Consider the following 19,257-nt stretch of genomic DNA (forward strand, 5'->3'; position numbering starts at 1 on the left):
CAGCGGGACTGTCCCGGGCTAGCCGACGCAGCTGCTCCTCATGGGACAGGGCGAGCACCGACGCGATCACGCGGCCGTCATGCAGTAGCCAATCGTCCGACAAACCAAAAACCGGTTTCCGGTTTCCGGTTTCCGGTTTCCGGTTTCCGGTTTCCGGTTTCCGGTTTCCGGTTTCCGGTTTCCGGTTTCCGGTTTCCGGTTTCTAAGTATTTATTGTACCCCATTCCGTGGGGAATGACGACCACCGGAATGGATAGCTCGTGGAGTGTCTGTCCGTGGCTGGCCGCGATCGCCAGGTCGAAGCCGCCCTCTAGCGCCTCCGGCCACGCCACTTGACGCACGCCGCGTGATCGGAGGAAGTCGGCGGTGCCCGCGGGAAAGGCGGATGAACCCGGATCGGTGAAGACGACCTCGATCCGGGGATCTTCGGCTACCAGTGCGACAACGTCGAAGAGCCGGGTCGCGGCGGTGACGTTGTGGGCCACGGCGAGCAGACGCCGCACCGGCGCGAAGGTCAGCCACCGCGACGCGGCTCCCGTGGTCATCACATCGGATCATGATAGTTACCGCCCGCCGCAGCCACGATCATCAGCGCGCCGAGGGTGATATTGCCCGCATCTCGACGAATCGCGTCGCGACCTCGTGATCGCTCCCTAGGACTCCAGTTGGTCTCGAGTCTGGCTGGGGTGGGACATCAGTGAAGACGCGGGGCGGCGGTGTCGCGCGCGGTCGATGGTCATCACCAACGGATCGAACCAACCATCAGCCGTGCACATTTCGCGACCGTTAGTGAACCCAGCGTGACACTGTCCGGTTCCGGGTGATGATAGGACGCGTCCTCACCGACGACACGCTGCGACCCTCTTTACTGCCGACGTCCGCGCGTTGCCGCCGACCCGCGACGCGTCGGCCATCGTCTTCGGGTGGACCCCGCAGGGCCGCATGGACCTGGGCTAGCCTCTATCCCTTCGCCGACCTCGCTGTACGCACCTGGGCGGGCAAGCTCGCCCCTTCGGTCGACTGGCCGAAACCCGAACCTGAGTTCGGGCGGTTGTGGCAGGCGATGGCCGGTACGCAGTTGTCCGAGTGGACGCTGCTCACCCTCGCTTGGGGAGTCCGACACGCCACAGGAGTTGCTCTCTGACCTGATCGCCGGCGCCGACCTGACGCGCGAGATCGACGCCCTGTTCGTCAACGCGCCGCTGCACGACTACGACGAGCGCCCGCGGGTGAACGACTTCACGTTGCCGGTGCTCGGCATGGCCTACATCGCCACCTACGCGGCCGCGCAGGGCTTCAACGTCGGCGTGCTCGATGCCGAGGCGCACGGGCTCGGCATCGAGCGACGACGTCATGATCAGCCCGCAGGATTGCTCACCGAAACCGCACCCCCAAGCCATACGCCCCGACGGCCGGCGCCCGAGCCCAGGGACTTGGACGTCGCGCCCGACGTCGAGATCGTGCCGTACGCTCGGGTGGCGTCGGCGCTGTCGTCTGCGCGACATCGCCGCGCACGTCTTGGTGCCTAGGCAACGACCGGTGCCCGCGACGGCGTGGCGGCCGGGCGCACCGTCCAAACCCCTTCTGTTCGAGAAGTCATCCGGCTGGACGCCGTTCGAGCGCAGTCAGCAGTCGCTCCACGGGTACTGCGCAGTGAAATCGTCGAAGGCGGCGTTCAGGTCCGCATCCCGGGCTGCCTCGTCCACGACGATCGGTGACATGGCGACCATCCCGGCCGCGTCGAGCACCCCGGCAACCGCGTGCACGATCGCCGCGTACCTGCCCGGCGGCACGTCCCCTGGCAGCAGTACCCGAAATTCACGCGCTTCCACATCGTCCACGATGCCTGTTGCGGGATGGCGACACCAAGCATCCGATCGGGCTGCGACCGTTTCAACCAGGCAGCTGCTCTGACTCAAGCCACCGCGCCAGGAGCCCAGGTCAGGTACGAAGTTCGTTGCAGAGTTCGGCGGCGATTACGCGGCAGCGGCGGCAGTCGTCGAGGTGGTTGTCGACCTTGGCGGTCTCGCGCTTGTTGAGCCTTCTGCGGGTCCACGCGCCGAGCTGTTCGGCCGCCTGGCGGCACTGCTGCGGACGCTGGGCGTTGTCGGTGACGTACGCCTGCAGGTACGCCTGCCGGAGGCCCTCGCGGGCCCGGTGCGCCAGAGCGGAGACCCCATTGGGTGACAGGTGCACGCTGGCCGCGACCGACGCGGCCGTCAGGCCACGAATTTCGGTGCGCCACAATACTTCCTGCCATCGGCAGGGCAATCGAGCGAAGGCAAGTGAGGCTAAGGTGCGTTCCAGTTTGGCTACGGCGGTGTCCTGGAACGGCTGGGCGATCACGTGCGGGATCTCAGCGTCGATCGCGGTCGCCTCGACGTTGTCGGTGAGCACGATCCTACGGGCGCGGCGGGTCTCGGTGTAGGCGATGCGCCGTAGCGTGGTGAACAGGTAGGCGCGGAATGAACGGTCGGGTCCGCCGCCGCCGTGGAGAACTGTGAGGACCTTGGCGAACGCTTCGGCGACCAGGTCGTCGGTCTCCAAGCTGGACTTCGTCAGCTGGCGGGCCTGGGCGCGGGCTGCGGCGTGATGGCGCTCGAACAGCACTCCGTAGTACTCGGTGTGACCTGCGCGTACGCGGGTGAGCAACTCGGCGTCGCCGAGTGCCGCGTTGAGGCGCTCGAAGTCGGTTCGGCAAGGTGGGCAGGTCTGCTGGATCGTTACGTCGGCTGAAATCGACGGGCAACACGACGCTGGACACGGCTGACTCCCATGGGCGTGGTAGAAGACATGACTGCGCGGATCCGTCCGGGCACCTACCCGGGTTTAGTACTAGTACTATTTGAGGATGGCACGCCTCTGACTATGGCGCAATAGTCCTAGTACTATCGAGCTGAAGGAAGGGGCGTCAGAGGTGTCCGACACGCCGGCGTACACGGCGATCGCGCAGGAGCTGCGCAACGGCATCGTCGATGGAACGTACCCACCCGGGAGCACGTTGCCGACGCTGGCCGAGCTCACCCAGCGCTACGGCGTGTCGAAGCAGACGGTGCAGAACGCCATCCGGGTGCTGGCCGAGGAGGGCTTGGCCGAGCCGGTGCGTCGGCGCGGCACAGTAGTGAGGGCCGCGCCGACGCGCGAGCTGATCGTGCGGGGGCGCAGGGTCTTCCGCGACGAGCGCGGCTACTTCTTCGACCTGACGGCGCAGACCTGGGTTGCGATCGAGAAGCCGATGGTGCGGTCGGCGCCGGCGCCGACGGACGTCGCCGACATGCTCGAGACCGAGCCCGGGCAGGCCGTGGTCGTCCGGGACTGCGTGATGGGCGATGCCGAGACGGGCGAGGTCCATCACGTGTCACTCAGCTACTTGGCGCCGTGGCTGGTCGACCAGCTCCCCGTTCTCGGTTCCGCCGACACCGGTCCAGGCGGGATTTACGACCGGATGGAAGACCATGGCCTCGGCCCCCTGGAGTGGGAGGAGCGTCTCGGCGCACGTCCGCCGTCGGCGCGGGAGCGCACGCTCTGGACCCTGGCGCCGGGCACGCCGGTGCTGCGGCTGCTACGAATCACGCGCAGCAACGCGGGTCGGGTGTGCGAGGTCAATGAGATGGTGCTGCGCGCCGACCGCTACGAGATCGGCTACACGCTGCAGCGCGCGACCACCGAGCGCCCCAGCCGCTGACCCCGCTCCCATCCGCAGGCCGCCGCGTAGCCACCTGCGTTGCGCGAGAGTAGGTCTAAACGACGCCAGCATTGCTGAGACTCTGCTGTCATCTGCCTGAAAGCCGATCACCCGGGCCATGGATTCTGCACTGGCCTGTGCCCGGGATGGCCACTGGGGGATGACCGCGCCGACCGCCGACATCGCCGTGCCCAAGTTGGACCACCCCGTCAACCAGCAGCCCATCCAGCTCGCTGGTCGTGCGGCTCAGCCGGGCGACCGGATCAGGTGTACGGCTGCGTCGACCTGCCCGACTGCACCCCGAACCTGCCGGCTCAGCTTCAGCAGCTCGACACGAAAGTCCTCGGTTCCATCAAGTGCGCCGAGGCGGGCCACTCCGCCGGGGAAATCTGCACCAACAACCCTCACAAGACGGACGGCCCTGGTCCGGGTGACTCCGGCGGTCCCGCCGTGAAGTTCATCAAAGACGGTACCGCTCAGCTGGTCGGCTCGTGCAGCCATGGAGCATCTAAATCGCCCACCATCTACACGAGCGAGCCGGACTTCCGCGACTGGATCTACAACACTGCGCGCGGCGTGAAGGCCGGGTAATTCTCACCCACCAGCACCCCTTGGCTTCCGCAAGTGGCCAAGGGGTGTTTCTATATTCCTGGCGATCTTGCTAGGGGGAGTAGGTGTCGGTCGAGGACATCGCGCGCGGCGTGAACGCCGCGATCAGCAAGCTCCCGGCTGCTGCCCTTGAACAAGCTGGTCAAGCCCTCCAGGAGGCGCATGCTGCCCTATCACAGGCCGTGCAGGGCACCGGTGACCATGAGGCCAGCCAGGCCATTGGTCTTCTTGCGGACGCCGTCGGCGACCTTGGTCGCATCAACCAGACGCTGACGACTGCCGCCCAAGGACTTACCGGCTATCTGGTGAGGGTGGGCAGGGTAGAACTGACGCCTTCCAGCAGTGGCCGGCCGGAGCCCTCCACAGCGAAGGGGCAACCGGCGAGCTCACGCAAGCTTGATCCGGACAAGCTAGAGGAGCTTCGCGCCACGTTGCCCCCTTCGGTTCCGAAGCCGAACCCCGAGAACAAGAAAACCCACGGTCAGTGGGTAGATGGGCAAGGTAACGTGCACACTACGGTGAGTGGTGAGGACCAAGCATCAGCGGCAGCGTGGGCGCGACTTCAGCAAGCCGGAATGCCCGCCAATCGGAAGCCCGTTATCACCACGCACGTCGAAGCCAAGGTCGCCGCCGGGATGATTCAGAGCGGCCAGCGGCACACCGAACTGGTGTTGAACAACCGGCCGTGCGTCGGTCCGTTGGGATGCGACTCGCTGCTGCCGGTCCTGCTCCCGAAGGGGTACAGCGTCACCGTGTACGGTCCCGATGGGTATGAGGAGACGTTCGAGGGAGGCGAAGAGTGGTAGCGCTCGACATCTGGTACGACCAGACGCCGAAAGATGACGACGGTAGCGTCGTGATCCGCGTGAACACTGTTGCCGAGCTGGACGCCCTGATTGACCGCATCATCGAGGAGACGGCCGACAACGTGGCTCCGCCGATGATCCAGGTGGCGCTCTCCGGCGTGAAGCGCTCGCCTGCCCTTGAGGTCGGCCTCGGTAAGGAGAAGGGCTTCATCGGGTACACCTCCCGCACGGAAGGTGGCTGGACTGTTGGGGACGGCGACGCCGACACGATGGTCGACTACATCTACATGGGCAACCACAGCGAAGTGTCGGCCAGCGTTGAAGTCCCGATATCTACGGTACGCCGCGGCCTTCATGAGTTCTTGGTGGCTGGGGCGCGGCCGAGTGTAGTTGAAAGCGATTTTGCGAGCTAACGATGGCTCGACATGAAAACACCAACGTCTGGCAATCGCCACAGTCAGGCTGAGCTTTTAGCGGTGTTAAGCTAATCCCATTGCCACACGTCATAGATCGTCGGTGATCCCCGGGCCGACGATCCCGTGATCGCGGCGGCCGCGCGGACAGCACGTTCCCGCGACACCGCCTGTGCGATGCTGGTCGACCGGACCGACCGCGGGGCAGTCACCGAGCCGGTCGAGGGCCGCGCAGGCAGCGCGGCCGTGCTCGTCACCGATGGTGTCGGATCGATCGGACTCCGTCTCCCGTTTCGCGCTGTCAGCCGGGACGAGCAGACTTTCCGGTCACAAACAGCAGTCGCTCCACGCGGCGCCCTTCAGTGGCCCGGACCAGGCGCATCGCTTCCCGGTACTCGTGCGGTTCCGCTTCACCTGGCGGAGATGGTCCAGAACGGGTTCGTTGGTTTCGATTCCGCCCCAGCTGTGGATGGAGATCAGCTCCCGGGTCAAGGCGATGACCGGGTCGTGGTCCTCGGCGGCCGCGGCCAGCACGTCGTGCTCACCGCAGCGGTTGATCGCTTTCACCACCGGTACCGCCCTCCATCCACATTGTGCCGGGCGTGTCATCCGGGCGAACATGCCTTTTACGGTGCCTTATGCCCTACGCCGGCGAGGATGAGTGATCCGTTGGGTGTGGGGAAGGTGATGTCGGGTTCGGTGGGGGAGCGGTCTTCGGGGTGCCACTCGGTTGTCCAGGTCAGTCCGGGCGGGATGAGGTCGAAGTCGCCGAACAGTTCCCGAATTTCATGCCTTTTTCGCCAGATGACGGGGCTGCTGTTGTTGTCATAGAGCTCTTTGAGCTTGGCGAGTGGCTGCTGGTAGTCCGGAGGGACGCCTTCGTCGGTGATGTGGGAGAGGGCGAGGTAGGAGCCGGGGGGCGCGAGTTCACGGTAGCGAGCGACTGCGGCCGGGCCGACATCGCCGGTGTCGCCACTGCGCGGTGACGCCGGCTGCTGGACGTGAAGCACGGCGATGAGCATGATAGCTATCGGCTGGTTCAGGTCGAGGATGGCGGTGTCCTGTACCTGCTTCCATAGCCGGTCGGGGGCGCGCAGGTCGGCGTGGATGGCTGCATGGCGGGCGGGGTCACCGTGCTCTTCGAGCAGCGCCTGGGAGTGGGAGACAGCTATGGGGTCGTAGTCGGCGTAGACCACCCGTGTGCGGCCCGGGGCGAGGTCATCGGCGACTTGGTGGGCATGCTGCATGGTCGGCAGGCCCGCGCCGATGTCGATGAACTGGGTGACTCCGCGGCCGATGAGGTGACGGACCACACGGTGTAGGAAAACCCGGTTGGCTTTGGCGATTTCGCCGAGCATCGGGAACTGGTCGAGGACGGTGTCGCCGAACTTGCGGTCGACCGCCCACGATGCGTCACCCCCAAGATAGTAGTCATAGACCCTGGCGACGCTGGGGCGTCGCATGTCGATGCCAGGAGGTGGATATGCCTCGAGTTCTCCGCCCTCGTCGGCCACCAGTGTCCCCTTCCCTGGTTGGAGCATATCCAGTTCCTTACTGAGAGTAGTTCACGGGTGACGTCTTGAAAACCTGGCAAACGGAGGAACTGCTATCCATCTTTTGTGTTGGCCGACGTGACCTGCTGAAACCGGCGGTGTAGCTCGACCAGCGTGTCTTCGGCACTCTCGGCGAGTGCCAGTTGGGCCGCCCAGGTTGTCTCGTAAGTGTGAATATTGCGTTTCGGTATCCAGGTCACGCCGGTCAAGTGCTCGTTGTAAACCCGAACTGGCACATCGTCGTCGGGAATTCGCAGCATGACGTAACTAGGGCCAGCCTCAGGTGAGGCACTATAGCGAAGATAGCGGATCACGACGTTGTCCTTCTGAGCAAGTGTGACCATCTTGCCGAGCTGGTCTTCAACGATGTCGGCGGGCTGGGCGCACAGGCGGTTGAGGGCGGATTCACTGATGATGAACACGAAGCTTTTGTCGGGGTCGGCGAGAATGCGCTGCCGCCAGGTTCGCTGCTTGAGGCGTTCTGAGATGTCGGTGGCACGCCGCTGCCCGTCGAACAACAACAGCATGTAGGACTCGTGCTGCATGAGGCCGTGAATGTCCTCGCCGCTGTAGGAGCACAGCACATTGGCTTGCTGTTCACGCTCCATCGCTTCAAAGAACCATTTCGGAGTGGGAGCCCGGTCGGAGCCGCGCACACGCACGGGTGAGTTCACCAGGTCCCATATCCGCACCATCGCGTCCGCGTCCGCCACCGGGACATTGCATCGGGTGATCCAGGCCAGCAGGTGTTCACGAGAGATGGACGTGTCGCCGCGTTCGATCTTGCTCACTGTCGGCTGTGTCTTGCCCAGCAGCGGGACCATGTCGTGCTGTTTCAGGCCGGCTGCCTCCCGGGCTGCGCCGAGTTTCGCGCCGAGATCGTGCTGAAGCGTGTCGTCTGTGTGCGGAGTGGGATCCGATGCCATCACTGCATCCACCGCCCCGGCGACGCCGTGTGGGAAGTGAGCGGGGCACTCCAGCAGGCAGGTGTCAGCCGGCCGGCTGCCGGCGCAGCAGGCCGCAGAAGACGTCCCATGTGTCGTGTGGAAATTCCAGCACCGGAGATACGACGAGCTTGCTGTCGCGAACGCCGACAGCGTCCCGGGAGGTGAGGTTGACCTCCACGCAGGTGCCGCCGTTGGAGCCGCTGAAGCTCGATCGATGCCATCCGCTCTCGTCGAAGTCTGCCGTGGGTACTGGCGCATCGTAGAACTGCATTGCTCCCCCTGAGAGCTCGCCTGTCAAGTCGACCCCAGAATGAGTGTCGAATATTCGACATGCAAGCCCGCAGCGTGTTCTTCCAGGCCATGTTCACTCCATCGAAGTCAAACGGGTTGAGATGCCTGCGGGCGGACCTGCGCCGCACCCCCGACCAGCTCGCGGCGCAGGTCCCCGAGGTGTGGCCACCGGCGAGTCGGCGGCCACACCAGTGGTATCGCTAGGGAAGCTGCTGCGGAACGGTCGTCGTGCCGCCGGCGCGCAGCCTTCTGACCGTCAGCGCACACAGCGCACCGGTCATCGCCGTACTCGCGGCGCCCAGTCCGGACGGCGACACCGTCCCGCTCGCGGCGACAGTCATCACGATCACTCCGGCTCGCAGCGTCGTCGCCCAGTTCCCGACGATCATTCCCGCAACCTCCGGCCAGGTGCGCGGCCACCGGTGCATCCGGCGGCGGCCGTGACGTGTCGGGGCCGCGCGCGGGAAGTGGACGTCAACGATCTGGATACGCCGCAGCGTCGGGCCGTCGGCGGCGAAGTCGATGACAACCCGGGTAGAGCGGATACCGGCTACGGTGGTCTCCTCCACCGTGGAGTGATCATCGGCATGTCCTGCTGGCAGCGTGTCATCGCCGGGGTCTAGGCTCATCACGTTGTCCTTTCTGTTCACAGGTGAGAGTGGCAACTGCGGCGCGGCTCTCCGGGATCAGAGGGAGCCGCGCCGCTCCGGCAAGAATGGATAGTCGCTGATGTCGAATATTCCATCCAGCCTTTCCTTGCGAAGCAAGTCTTGCACGTGTCGATTTCTGATTTCCACCCGGTCGGTCATCGGGCGACGACGCATGGTGGATCCGATCTCGAATATTCGACCTAGGCACACTTTCAGGTGAATCGGCTGGTCGAGCCCCCCTTGCGGGTCGGTGTCGCGCTATGGGCTTGTTGCAAAGAATCGAATATTCGACACTGCCTCATCGTTTCAAATTGTCGGTTCTTTATCTCTTGATGAATCGTTTCTCTGGCTTATTATTTTGGCAACTCGCGAGCGGGGGGCTGACGTTGAAAGGTGGTCGCGTCGCGGTGAACGGTCAGCGGTCGTTCGGCTTGGCTGATCTACGTAGGACTCTTCGATGCTGGATAGGCCAGTCGCCGACCCGGGTCGACGCTGGGCGCATGAACGCTGCCGGCAACGGGAGTCGGCGGCGCAATGGTGTCCTTCGACGACAGTCGAAACAAGTGAACTTATCCACAGGTGATGCGCGGTGTGGGCAACCTGTGGACAGCGTGCGGGCCTCCGCGAGGACGCTGCGGCCTTGGTGGGCAGAGGGGGTGGGCCGACCGTCAATGCGCAGGTCCGGTTACGAGGCGTTGCCGGAGGACGTGTGCCGGCGCGTCGAGATCGTCGACGGGGCAGTGGTCGTGCTTCCTGCGCCGGTGCGGTCGCATCAGCGGCTGGTCCGGCGTCTCGCGGATGCGCTGGAGGCCGGCTGCGGCCCGGGGTTAGCGGTGGTGACGGGCGCGGATCTGCGGGTTCGCGAGTCGCCGTTGGTGAACCGGCGCCCGGACATCATCGTCTACGACGTGCAGGTCCCGGACGAGAAGGTGCTGCGGCCCGCGGACTGCCGGCTCGTGGTCGAGGTCATGTCCCCGGGCTCGGTGACCGCGGACCTGGTGAGCAAACCGGCCGAGTACGCCGCGGCGGGGATCGGGCACTACTGGCGCGTCGACAACAACGACGCCGCATCTGCGTCGCGGCGCGTTGTCCGCCACGTCCTGGACGCCCGGACACAGGCGTACGCGGTGGACAGTGTCGATGAGGGAACGCTGAGGGTGACCTCGCCATTCACCCTGACCATCGACGTGAATGCGCTGATCGGCTGACCCACGGCGGGTAGGTCCGTCGCGGGCGAAGCCCGATAACGCCGGAAAGGTCGGGGCCCGGCCCACGGCGAACGCTGTGTGAAGCGCCGGGCCCCGGTTCGTCGTCGGTCAGCGGTTCCACTCGGTGGGGCGGCCGGGACGGGGACGGCGGGTCAGCTGGGTGTGGGTGATGATCACGGTCTACCTCCTGGATGCCGGGCACTAGGTCCCGATGCGGTCACCCGGATGACGCACGACCAAGCGTGGTCATCCGATTACAGTGGATATTCTGATCCGGGGAGGGAGGCAGGCACGTCGTGGACCGGACATCGTCACGCGTTCGAGAGTCCCCGCTGCGTGCACTGCGCTCACTTCCCGGTGGCCTGCTGGCCTACGTCTGCACCGTCGTCGGCTTCACCGCGGCGGTCGTGGCCGCCGCAACGGCGACGACGCCGGTCGCCGGCCGGGACTGGGCGTGGCTGGGGCTGCTGCTGGCCTGCGCGGTCGCGCACCTGGAAGTCACGCAGGGTCTGGAGCGGATCCGGGAACTGCCCGAAGGCGCGCCCTACACGCACCTGCAGTCCACCTGGTACATCGCCGGCCTGCTCCTGCTGCCTTTGCCGCTGCAGGTCGTCCTGATCGGGGTGACTTTCGCCTACGAGTGGGTGCGGGTGTTCGCCCGCCGCGCGCCGGTGCACCGGAAGGTGTTCTCCGCTTCCACCGTCGTGCTCGGCGTCGCCGGAGCCACCCTCGTACTCTCAGCGCTCTACCCGGGCGTGGCCGGGCCGTTCGTCACGGTGCTCGACGGGCCGCGCGGGGTGGTCGCGATCGTGCTGGCCGGGCTGATCTACCGGCTGACCAACTACGGCCTGGTCGTCATCGCGATCATCATGGACAACCGCGACCAGCCGGCCCACCGTGCGCTCGGCCCGGCCAGCGACCAGCTGATCATCGCCGCGGCGATCGGGCTGGGCTACGTCTACGCCCTGGTCGCCCTCACCCGGCCCTGGATGCTGGTATTCGTCCTGGTCCTGATCGTCGGCCTGCACCTGGGGCTGTTGCTGCCGCAGTTCCAGCACGCCGCCCGCACCGACCGGCGCACCCAGCTCGCCGACGCCACCTGGTGGCACGAGGTCGCCGAACGGGAACTCGAGCGGGCCCGCCGCCTCGGTGATCACGTCGGGGTTCTGCTCCTGGATCTGGACCACTTCAAGGACATCAACGACCGGTTCGGGCACCTGACCGGCGACGCCGTGCTGCGCGCGGTGGCCGATGCGGTGCGTGGCTGCGTGCGCGGCCACGGCCCCGACCTGGCTGGACGCTTCGGCGGCGAAGAATTCGTGGTCCTGCTGCCTGGCCTCGACCCTGGAGGACTGCAGGCCGCGGCTGACCGGATCCGCGCCGCGATCGCCGCGATCACCCTCACGGCGACCGACCGCCGCAACGGACAGGACGCGGTGGTCACGCTGACCGCCTCCGTCGGCGCCGGGATGTTCCCCGACCACGGTGATGACCTGACCACGGTGTTGCTGGCCGTCGACGACGCGGTGTATCGCGCGAAGGATCGCGGTCGCGACCAGACCGTCACGGCCTCGACTCGCTAGAACCTGCTTCGGGCGCGATGGCGTGGTCAGCGATCTCGGCGCTGCGGCGTTCGTCGAGACAGTCGCTGGCATGGCGGGCCGTCCGAGCCGAGGTCAGGTGCGGTCGTGAGGATGGCAGCGCCTCGGCGGTACTGAGCCGCGCCGGCACCGAGGGGGCCGCTTGTGCAGCGGGTCGGACGCCCGTGGCGTCCGACCAAGCCGAGCCGCGTGCCGATCGCGTCCAGCTGCAGTCGCAGCGACTGCCCGCCACCGATCTCCTTGAGTTCGAGCCGGGGCTGCACGATGCCGGCGGTAGGTCGGCCGCCGGGGCAGAATTTCGTCGTCTTCGGCCGGAAAGCCGTCGGGCCTCCGAACTTCTGCTCCGGGCGTCAGCGGGACACCCGCCGGAGGTGGACGGGCAGGCTGGTGTGCCCGTTGGACAGGAACGTGGGCAGGGTGGCCAGCTCCTCCGGCGGCACGGCGAGGGACAGGTCCGGGAAGCGGTCGAACAGCGCCGGGAGCGCCACCTCGGCTTCGAGCCGGGCCAGCGGGGCGCCCGGGCAGTGGTGCACGCCGTAGCCGAAGGTGAGATGCGGTGCGGCCGCGCGGGTGATGTCGAACTCGTCGGCGGTGTCGCCGTGCTGGGCGGGGTCGCGCCCGGCGGCGCCGAAGCTGACCAAGATCGCGTCGCCGCGCCGGATCACCGTGCCGTCCACCTCGATGTCCTCGACCGCGTACCGCAGCGGCGTGTACGGGATCGGCGCCTGCCAGCGCAGCGTCTCCTCCACCACAGCGGTCCACGGCCGTCGCCCGGACCGGACCAGAGCGAGCTGATCAGGGTGGGCCAACAGCGCGGTGATGGCGTGGTCGAGCAGGTTGACCGTGGTTTCGTGGCCGGCGGTCATCATCAGCATCAGCGTGTCGACGAGCTCGGTTTCGCTCAGCGCGCCGTCCCGGTCGTCGCGCGCGGCGATCAGGGCGCTGGTCAGGTCGTCCGCGGGAGCCGCGCGTTTCTGCGCGATCAGCTCGGTGAACAGGGCGTACGCCGCCGCCACGTTCGCCTGCGCCTGCTCGGCGGTGATCGCGCTGTCGAAGAAGCCGTCCACCACCTCGCGGATCCCGGCCCATTTGTTTTCCGGGACCCCAAACAGCCGGCAGATGACCTCGATCGGCAGCGGGTAGGCGTACCGCGCCCGTAAGTCGACGGGCGCGTCGCCGGCGCTCGCCTCGATCGCGTCGAGCAGGTCCCGGGTGATTTCGTCGACTTTCGGGCGGAGCGCCTCGGTGCGGCGGGCCGTGAACGCGGCGGACATCAGGGAACGCAACCGCCGGTGGTCGGCACCGTAGGCGGTGAACATGTTCCGGATCGAAACCCAGATCCGCAGCGGCCAGTCTTCGGCGATTTCGCCGTTGGTGAAGGCGGGCCAGTGCTGCACCGCGTCCTTGGACACCCGGGGATCGGCCAGCAGCCGACGCAGGACATCGTTCCCGGTAGCGGCCCAGGCCGGAATGCCACCGGGCAGTTCGATCCGGGTGACCGGCCCCTGTTCCCGCAGGCGGGCGCCTTCGGCGTGCACGTCGGAGGCGTTGACGTCGAGCCTGATCGGCTGTTCCATTCTCGTTCCCCCTTGCAAGTTCTCGCACGGACCCCGGCCGAACTCGGATACGGAACACCGACTGCGGCTCAGGGCACGTCCAGAATGCAGATCAGGGTCACCCTTGCGAACCGGTGTTTTCGGTGCTGTCGCGGCCCGCGACCGTGCCGCTGGCTACGCACGGGCCGCTTATCGAGCGGCGCAGCGATGAAAAAGCCGCTGGGTTTCCAGAATTTGATTCAACACGCGACCCTGTCGCTGGGGTTCACCGAACAGAAGAGCAGGCTGAATCCTGCGCTGCAGGAGTGGTGCGGCACGATGGTCGCCGCAGCCGAGCGGACCGTCGGCGCCTGAGCCGGCCTGGCGACTTCTTTCGACGTGGTGACTTGGCCTGCATTGGTGATCCAGCACGCGGCTTTCCGTTTTCCCGACACGGCTTCCCCCCACGGATCGCCAGTCAACATCATTGACCATCGTGCCACTGAGAGGACCCGGTACGCGTGCCCTCAACGGGTGAAATACCGCTTGCGACTCGGTCCGACGTGCCAGGACAAGAGGCGGGAGACCACCCGCCGCGCCGAACTCCGCGCGGATCATCCGCCCGCCCGGACCAGGAGGTCAGGCCAGCATTGCGTCGTCGGGGCGGTCGGCGCTGCCCGCGTGGCCGTGCAGCACGATGAAGTACTGCCGCCGAACGGGAGCGTGTAGCGCGCCAGTGCCTACTCACTGCGTGTGTGCCCAGCCATCGGCGCCCTGGGTGGGGTTTGGGAGCTGGTGGCGGGCGGTTCCGGTGGCCGGGGCCGATCACCGGTCGTTCGGCACGGCTGCTGTACCTGGGAGCTCGATCGGCGCGAGCGCGTTTGCGGGGAGGTCCCGAGTAAGCAGGTCCCAGCCAGTGCGGTGCTGGTCGAACAGGACGGTGTGGGTGCCGAATCGGGTCTCGTGATCGCGGAGGTAGTCGGCGGCGAAGGGCAGGCCGAGGTAGGCATGTCCGTCGGTGTCCCAGGTCGGGTCTTCCACCGTGCCATCGGGCCGGACACACCAGGCGTGTGCGGCCGGGAACCCGCTCGTGTGGATGGCGAAGCCCTCGACGTACACCAGGCCGTAGGTCTCGCTGTGAAGCGTCGCGTTGCCGTAGCAGCGCTGTGGGCGACCGAGCGGCCGGCCTGGCGGAAAGGGCGCGGGGGCGAACCAGCGGCCGTGTTCGAGCACGAGCGCTTCGACGCTTGCGTGCCGACGGCCCGGCTGCGACGGGTAGGCGTCGGCCATGGCCCGCAGCAGCCGGATCAGGTTCGCCTGGTGGAGCCCGAGCGGACTGGCGTCGATGTCCGTCACGCCGGAACGCCCGAGGTAACTGCGCCGAGCTCACACTCGCTGAGGCACGTGAAATCAGCGGCGGAGCTGAAGGAAGCTGCAACGACCACGGTGTAGTCCTACGCTTTCTCGCCGACGTACGGGACGGGTTCGAACACTCCGTCGTCCAGCACGCCGGCGGCCACGAGTGCGTGGCGCAGGTCCTCGGCGAGGTCGGCGGTGTCGATGCCGGTGTCCTCGCTGGGGCATTCGACGACGAACGCACGGATCACCTCGAGCGCGGACTGGTCACCGGGGTGTTGGTCGTGGCCGCGGACACCAGGGTTGCGGCGCGTGCCGCGGCGATGTGCGGATGGCCTTCCGGGGCAAGCGCGCGCAGCGTTTCAGCCAGCGCGTCGTGTTCGGTTTCGGCGCCTGAGCGTTCGCGCCGGGCGGAATCTCTACCCCACAACACTCATTCACCAGCTCAACCCGTGGCACCCGGACCGGTCACGGCGCACCGCCCGGGGATGACAGCGCACCGGCAGCCCCTCCCGTTCCCTATCGCGTACCGCTACCAGCGGCGTCCGAGTGCCACACACCGCCCACGCTACGGAAACCGCCCCCAGCCAGCCTACCCGCAGCAGAGAGCATCCTTAGCCGCTTCCCAGCGAACCCCCGCCCACGAGGAACAGCGTCACCATCGGGCTCAGGCAGCAGAGATCCGAAGGGACGGTAGACCCAGAACTGCCGCACCCGGAACTCCTCCCGGATGCGGCAGCCCAAATTGCAGACGCATCAGTCCTTGTGAGTCACGCCCTTGACCGCGTCCTTGATTTTCTCGCCTGCCTGCTTCAGCGCGCCCTTGGCCTGGTCCGCCTTGCCTTCGGCCTGCCACTGCTCGTTGCCCGTGGCGTCGCCCACCGCTTCCTTGGCCCGGCCCTTGAGCTCTTCGCCCTTGTTCTCCAGCTTGTCGTTCACGACGTCCTACCTTTCGCCACAGCCTAACCGGCCCCGATGAGCCGGCCATCGACTGCTCCCCGGGACCGGATACCCCAGCGCCGCGCCCCATGCACTCCCCCCCAGCAGAATCCCACCCCGGCTCCTGCGGGAAGCGGGGGCGTGGCGTCCGCACCAGATGCAGAACCGGCCAGCGTCTCGTTAAGGCAGCCACTACCCGCGCCTGAGGGGGAGTGCGCGAACGAGCGCCTCCGCCGCCAGCCGCTGACACGAGCGCCACGCCACCACCGATAGTAACCAAGCCGCTGCCAGATCGCACAATAGCTCACCACCGGTGAGTGGCCCCTGCAACCTCGCCGTTGAACCCTTAGACCGCATCTCATTTGGTTGTGTTGCTGGGTGGGCGATATCTTGATCAGCGATGACCGATGTGGAGAAGTGGTGTCCGGAGCCGTTGTGGCTGCTGGCGTACCCGCTGTTGCCGGATGCGCCGCAACGCCACCAGGGCGGAGGTCGGCGCCGGCTCGATGACCGTGCGGTGCTGGCCGCGATCTTGTACGTGCTGCAGACCGGTTGTGCCTGGTCAGCGCTGCCTGCCTCGTTCGGGGTCAGTGCCGCGACCGCGCATCGCCGGTTCAGCGAGTGGGTCGAGGCGGAGGTGTTCGCCCGGCTGCACCAGCAGGTGCTGGATCTGCTCGGTTCTGCCGGAGCGATCGACTGGTCACGGGCGTCGGTGGACGCGATGCAGGTCAGGGCGGTAAAAGGGGGGATCTGACCGGCCCCAGCCCGGTTGACCGGGGCAAGCCGGGCTCGAAGATCCACGCGATGAGCGAGCGTGATGGCCTCCCCTTGGCGGTGGTCATCTCCGCGGCCAACCGCAATGACCACCTGAGTTTCGAGGCGGTGGTCGATGCGGTCGCACCGGTCGCCGGGCCGCTCGGACGGCCGCGGCGCCGGCCGCACAAGCTGCACGCGGACAAGGGCTACGACTATCCGGCCTGCTGGAAGGTGCTGCGTGCGCGGGGCATCGTGGCCCGGATCGCCCGCCGGGGTATCGAGTCGGCCAAGCGGCTGGGACGTTACCGGTACGTCATCGAGCGGACCTTGGAGTGGGTTTCCCGGTTCCGCCGGCTGGCACGCCGCTACGAACGCAAGGCCGCCCACTTCCTCAGCTTCGCCCAGCTGGCCTGCGCGATGATCTGCTACCGCCGGGCGATCAAGCTGGATCTTCTAGCCCACAACAACCCCAAATGAGATGCGGTCTTAGCACCGGCGCGGCGCTATCAAGGGCGCCTGCGGCGTCGCTACGCGATGAGCTCCGCACACCACCACACCGGTGCTGACGCGCGGTCGGGACGAGGAGCACGGGGGCGGACAGTCCCTGATCGCCGTGATCGTGGTGGCGCCAGCGGTCGTTGTGGCGTTGCGGCTGCGGCGAGTCCGGCAGTAGCGTTCAAGTCCCGCGAGTGAACGGGTCCCGGTTCGGGGCGGTGTGCGGTTCGTACTTGAGAAGTCCGTGGCCGCCCGGGCGGCGTCGGCTCCGTGCAGGGGCCGGATGAGCGCCGCCGGTCTGGTGCGACTGGTATTCGGCTGATTTCGCCGCGCCGGGCGGGACGTCGAACAGAAACCGCGGGGGTCAAACCGCGGCTACGAGGAAATGTCGCTTCTCTGCCGTAGAAGCTAGATCAGGTGGCACCGGCGTTGATGGTCTCTTAGGGTGACCTGCCTCGCCAATTGCGCCACGGCGGGTGAAGAGGAGAACGTTCATCACTCGCCCGATGAGCGTAGTTTGCTCGTCTCAGCCGGGTGGTAACTCACCAGAGGGCGACGTTGGCGGTGAAACCGGTCGGTCTGCTCTCTAATTGAACCCGGTAGGCGAGCCAGGAAAGTCAGATCCGTCCGCAGTCGGGGACGAGCCACCCATTCGTGGTCGGGAACGAGCCGTGGACGCAGATTTGGGGGACGGACGTCGTGAAAGATACCGTGCTGGCCGCGAGCAGCCGGCCGCTGGAAGGTCACACGCCCGGGAACGGATCGGACCCGCGCCACAAAACCGCAGCCGTTCGGAGAGCCGCCGTCCGGTATCGGAATCACGGTTGGCGTGAGGCGGCCAACCCCCCGGAAACGCTGCCCGGACGGGAAAGGGAACGTCCGCCCGGATACGGGGGCCCGCCCCCGTGCCGCCCGCACGGCCTGGCGGTGATCCCGCCGTGGACACCGCAGCGTTGACCACCTTCCTCAGCGTGGCCGAGCAGTCGAGCTTCACCAAGGCAGCGAACGACCTGAGCGTCGCCCAGCCGACGGTCACCGCCCGGATCAAGAAACTGGAGCGCGACCTCGCCTGCGACCTGTTCAACCGCACGGGCGCCCTCATCCGGCTGACCACCGCCGGCCAACGCTTCCGCCGTTACGCGCACAAGATCGTGAAGCTCAGCCGCATGGCGGAGGAAATGGTGCTGGCGAGCACGACCCCGGGCGACGCGCTGACCGTGGGCGCCGACAGCGGGCTCACGTCCTACCGCCTGGTCCCCATCGTCGAGTACCTGTACCGGCGGCACCCCGACCTCGCGCTGGAGATCCGGCCCCTGGAGAGGGATCCGTGGAGCAGAATCTGCGACTCCGACGTCGACTGCGCGTTCTTCATCGACGTGTGCGAGTCCTCGCCGAAGGCGGATTCGACGTTGCTGTGCCCGGAGCCGCTGGTGGTGGTGACGGGCCAGGACGGCCCGCTGGACGCGGAGCCGGTACCGAGCAGGCGGCTGGCGAGACAGCCGTTGCTGTGCGCCCACCGCGGCAGCGGGTACCAGCGCCTGTTCGAGCAGACCCTGGAGAACGCCGGTGACGGCCGGGTCCGGGCGTTGTCGTTCGGCTCGATCGACGCGGTGAAGCGCGCGCTGACGGCGGGCCTGGGGATCTCCCTGCTGCCCCGGCTGAGCGTGGCGACCGAGCTGGCGGAGGGCCGGCTGGTGGAGGTGCCCTGGACGGCACCGTTCCAGGTGTACACCCAGCTGGCCTGGCACCGCGAGATCCGCACGGACCCCCGCTTTTCGGTCCTGCTGGACGCGGCGGCCCGGGCGACGGCCGAGCAGGTCGCCGACGCGAGTCCGCGCTCGGCTCGAGCCGCCCTCTGAAGGGCTATTGCAGCCGGGCTGGACGCCACAGCGGGGCCGTGCGTAGCAACAGACACCGGCAGCCCCCGATTGCCCTGGCCCCACAACAGGAGCACTACCGCGGTCAGCAGCGAGATGGTGGCGGCGGTCAGCTATATGTGTTGGTTATCGCTTCGCCAAGTGCGTCTGGCGCCCAGCGAGGCAGACGGCGCTGGATGAACAACGTCAGGAACCGGGTGGAGGGACTGGTGCCGTCAGTTTGCGGCGAACACCCGGAAACTTGCGCACCGGATGTCAACCCGTCGCCGTCATGACGCGTCCGCAGTCAGCTTCTGCGCACGCCGTTCGAGTTCTCGGTCGCGCTCGGAGCAGGGTTGGTACGGGTGCCTGGCGACGCCTGGGTAGTAACCGGCGGGTCTCTGCCGCGCAGAAGACTTGACCCGCTTGCGGTCGGTGACCGACGACCCGGCACCTCGCCGTGTCCGCGTCGCCGGTGGTCGACCAGGTGACGCGGCCATCGTGTGACGTCGTCCGCTGTATCCGGCGCAACGCCGTTGCACCGTTAGCTTTTTGCG

At 67.0% G+C, this 19,257-nt stretch carries 22 protein-coding genes; 10 read left to right on the forward strand and 12 right to left on the reverse strand.

Translation table 11 applies throughout. From position 1 onward, the window contains the following. Positions 1 to 77: 77 nt before the first annotated feature. On the reverse strand, positions 78 to 545 hold the full coding sequence (locus ACLJPY_RS36345) for a hypothetical protein (protein ID WP_410595527.1): 468 nt from the start codon (positions 543 to 545) through the stop codon (positions 78 to 80). 588 nt (positions 546 to 1,133) lie between these two features. Here ACLJPY_RS36345 and ACLJPY_RS36350 point away from each other — a divergent pair. Beyond that, entirely contained in the window at positions 1,134 to 1,529 is a 396-nt protein-coding gene (locus tag ACLJPY_RS36350) for a hypothetical protein (RefSeq protein WP_410595528.1), read from the forward strand. Positions 1,530 to 1,625: 96 nt separating this feature from the next. On the opposite strand, the gene ACLJPY_RS36355 is transcribed toward ACLJPY_RS36350, so the two are convergent. Further along, positions 1,626 to 1,841 (reverse strand): hypothetical protein, encoded by a 216-nt coding sequence (locus tag ACLJPY_RS36355; RefSeq protein WP_410595529.1) that lies wholly within the window; start codon positions 1,839 to 1,841, stop codon positions 1,626 to 1,628. A gap of 100 nt (positions 1,842 to 1,941) precedes the next feature. Next, positions 1,942 to 2,610, reverse strand: a complete 669-nt coding sequence (locus ACLJPY_RS36360) for a sigma-70 family RNA polymerase sigma factor (protein ID WP_410595530.1) — start codon at positions 2,608 to 2,610, stop codon at positions 1,942 to 1,944. Positions 2,611 to 2,917: 307 nt separating this feature from the next. Between ACLJPY_RS36360 and ACLJPY_RS36365 the strand changes: the two genes are divergently transcribed. From ACLJPY_RS36365 to ACLJPY_RS36380, 4 genes are all read left to right on the forward strand, one after another. Beyond that, entirely contained in the window at positions 2,918 to 3,685 is a 768-nt protein-coding gene (locus ACLJPY_RS36365) for a GntR family transcriptional regulator (RefSeq protein WP_410595531.1), read from the forward strand. A 153-nt stretch (positions 3,686 to 3,838) separates the two neighbouring features. Further along, complete coding sequence (locus tag ACLJPY_RS36370) at positions 3,839 to 4,276, forward strand: trypsin-like serine protease (protein ID WP_410595650.1); 438 nt, start codon at positions 3,839 to 3,841, stop codon at positions 4,274 to 4,276. Between the two features lie 83 nt (positions 4,277 to 4,359). Then, positions 4,360 to 5,100, forward strand: a complete 741-nt coding sequence (locus ACLJPY_RS36375) for a DddA-like double-stranded DNA deaminase toxin (RefSeq protein WP_410595532.1) — start codon at positions 4,360 to 4,362, stop codon at positions 5,098 to 5,100. Beyond that, positions 5,094 to 5,513 carry an Imm1 family immunity protein gene (locus tag ACLJPY_RS36380; RefSeq protein ID WP_410595533.1) on the forward strand — a complete coding sequence of 140 codons (420 nt, stop codon included), beginning with the start codon at positions 5,094 to 5,096 and terminating at the stop codon, positions 5,511 to 5,513. Before ACLJPY_RS36375 ends, ACLJPY_RS36380 begins: the two co-directional genes overlap by 7 nt. Positions 5,514 to 5,840: 327 nt before the next feature. Here the strand turns inward: ACLJPY_RS36380 and ACLJPY_RS36385 are convergent, their stop codons facing one another. The 5 genes from ACLJPY_RS36385 to ACLJPY_RS36405 form a co-directional block, all read right to left on the reverse strand. Then, a complete protein-coding gene (locus ACLJPY_RS36385) occupies positions 5,841 to 6,134 on the reverse strand; it encodes a hypothetical protein (RefSeq protein ID WP_410595534.1) in 294 nt (97 codons plus the stop codon). A 5-nt stretch (positions 6,135 to 6,139) separates the two neighbouring features. Further along, a complete protein-coding gene (locus ACLJPY_RS36390) occupies positions 6,140 to 7,027 on the reverse strand; it encodes an SAM-dependent methyltransferase (protein ID WP_410595535.1) in 888 nt (295 codons plus the stop codon). A gap of 92 nt (positions 7,028 to 7,119) precedes the next feature. Beyond that, positions 7,120 to 7,992: a helix-turn-helix domain-containing protein gene (locus tag ACLJPY_RS36395; protein WP_410595536.1), complete on the reverse strand. Its 873-nt coding sequence runs from the start codon at positions 7,990 to 7,992 to the stop codon at positions 7,120 to 7,122. Between the two features lie 64 nt (positions 7,993 to 8,056). Next, the gene (locus tag ACLJPY_RS36400) at positions 8,057 to 8,284 is read right to left on the reverse strand and encodes a DUF397 domain-containing protein (protein WP_410595537.1); all 228 of its coding nucleotides are present in this window, start codon (positions 8,282 to 8,284) and stop codon (positions 8,057 to 8,059) included. A 220-nt stretch (positions 8,285 to 8,504) separates the two neighbouring features. Then, a complete protein-coding gene (locus ACLJPY_RS36405; protein WP_410595538.1) occupies positions 8,505 to 8,933 on the reverse strand; it encodes a hypothetical protein in 429 nt (142 codons plus the stop codon). 716 nt (positions 8,934 to 9,649) lie between these two features. On the opposite strand from ACLJPY_RS36405, the gene ACLJPY_RS36410 reads away from it, so the two are divergent. Together ACLJPY_RS36410 and ACLJPY_RS36415 are read left to right on the forward strand one after the other, a co-directional pair. Continuing rightward, positions 9,650 to 10,162, forward strand: coding sequence for a Uma2 family endonuclease (locus tag ACLJPY_RS36410; RefSeq protein WP_410595539.1), 513 nt, complete (start codon positions 9,650 to 9,652; stop codon positions 10,160 to 10,162). 296 nt (positions 10,163 to 10,458) lie between these two features. Then, positions 10,459 to 11,745, forward strand: a complete 1,287-nt coding sequence (locus tag ACLJPY_RS36415) for a GGDEF domain-containing protein (RefSeq protein ID WP_410595540.1) — start codon at positions 10,459 to 10,461, stop codon at positions 11,743 to 11,745. 368 nt (positions 11,746 to 12,113) lie between these two features. Here the strand turns inward: ACLJPY_RS36415 and ACLJPY_RS36420 are convergent, their stop codons facing one another. Next, positions 12,114 to 13,340: a cytochrome P450 family protein gene (locus tag ACLJPY_RS36420; protein WP_410595541.1), complete on the reverse strand. Its 1,227-nt coding sequence runs from the start codon at positions 13,338 to 13,340 to the stop codon at positions 12,114 to 12,116. 186 nt (positions 13,341 to 13,526) lie between these two features. Here ACLJPY_RS36420 and ACLJPY_RS36425 point away from each other — a divergent pair, with 186 nt between their 5' ends. Beyond that, positions 13,527 to 13,673 carry a hypothetical protein gene (locus tag ACLJPY_RS36425; RefSeq protein ID WP_410595542.1) on the forward strand — a complete coding sequence of 49 codons (147 nt, stop codon included), beginning with the start codon at positions 13,527 to 13,529 and terminating at the stop codon, positions 13,671 to 13,673. 450 nt (positions 13,674 to 14,123) lie between these two features. On the opposite strand, the gene ACLJPY_RS36430 is transcribed toward ACLJPY_RS36425, so the two are convergent. From ACLJPY_RS36430 to ACLJPY_RS36440, 3 genes are all read right to left on the reverse strand, one after another. Further along, a complete protein-coding gene (locus ACLJPY_RS36430; RefSeq protein ID WP_410595543.1) occupies positions 14,124 to 14,654 on the reverse strand; it encodes a hypothetical protein in 531 nt (176 codons plus the stop codon). 98 nt (positions 14,655 to 14,752) lie between these two features. Further along, the gene (locus ACLJPY_RS36435; protein WP_410595544.1) at positions 14,753 to 14,905 is read right to left on the reverse strand and encodes a hypothetical protein; all 153 of its coding nucleotides are present in this window, start codon (positions 14,903 to 14,905) and stop codon (positions 14,753 to 14,755) included. 505 nt (positions 14,906 to 15,410) lie between these two features. After that, a complete protein-coding gene (locus ACLJPY_RS36440; RefSeq protein WP_410595545.1) occupies positions 15,411 to 15,593 on the reverse strand; it encodes a CsbD family protein in 183 nt (60 codons plus the stop codon). Positions 15,594 to 15,993: 400 nt separating this feature from the next. Here ACLJPY_RS36440 and ACLJPY_RS36445 point away from each other — a divergent pair. Together ACLJPY_RS36445 and ACLJPY_RS36450 are read left to right on the forward strand one after the other, a co-directional pair. Beyond that, positions 15,994 to 16,826, forward strand: a protein-coding gene (locus ACLJPY_RS36445) for an IS5 family transposase (protein ID WP_410595546.1) whose coding sequence is annotated in 2 segments (ribosomal slippage) — positions 15,994 to 16,330 and positions 16,330 to 16,826 — 834 coding nt in all. Because the reading frame shifts where the segments join, the coding sequence is not laid out codon by codon here. Between the two features lie 956 nt (positions 16,827 to 17,782). Continuing rightward, on the forward strand, positions 17,783 to 18,703 hold the full coding sequence (locus ACLJPY_RS36450; RefSeq protein ID WP_410595547.1) for a LysR family transcriptional regulator: 921 nt from the start codon (positions 17,783 to 17,785) through the stop codon (positions 18,701 to 18,703). Positions 18,704 to 19,257: the final 554 nt, after the last annotated feature.

The sequence above is a fragment of the Amycolatopsis sp. lyj-23 genome (assembly GCF_046549135.1).
GTDB lineage: Bacteria > Actinomycetota > Actinomycetes > Mycobacteriales > Pseudonocardiaceae > Amycolatopsis.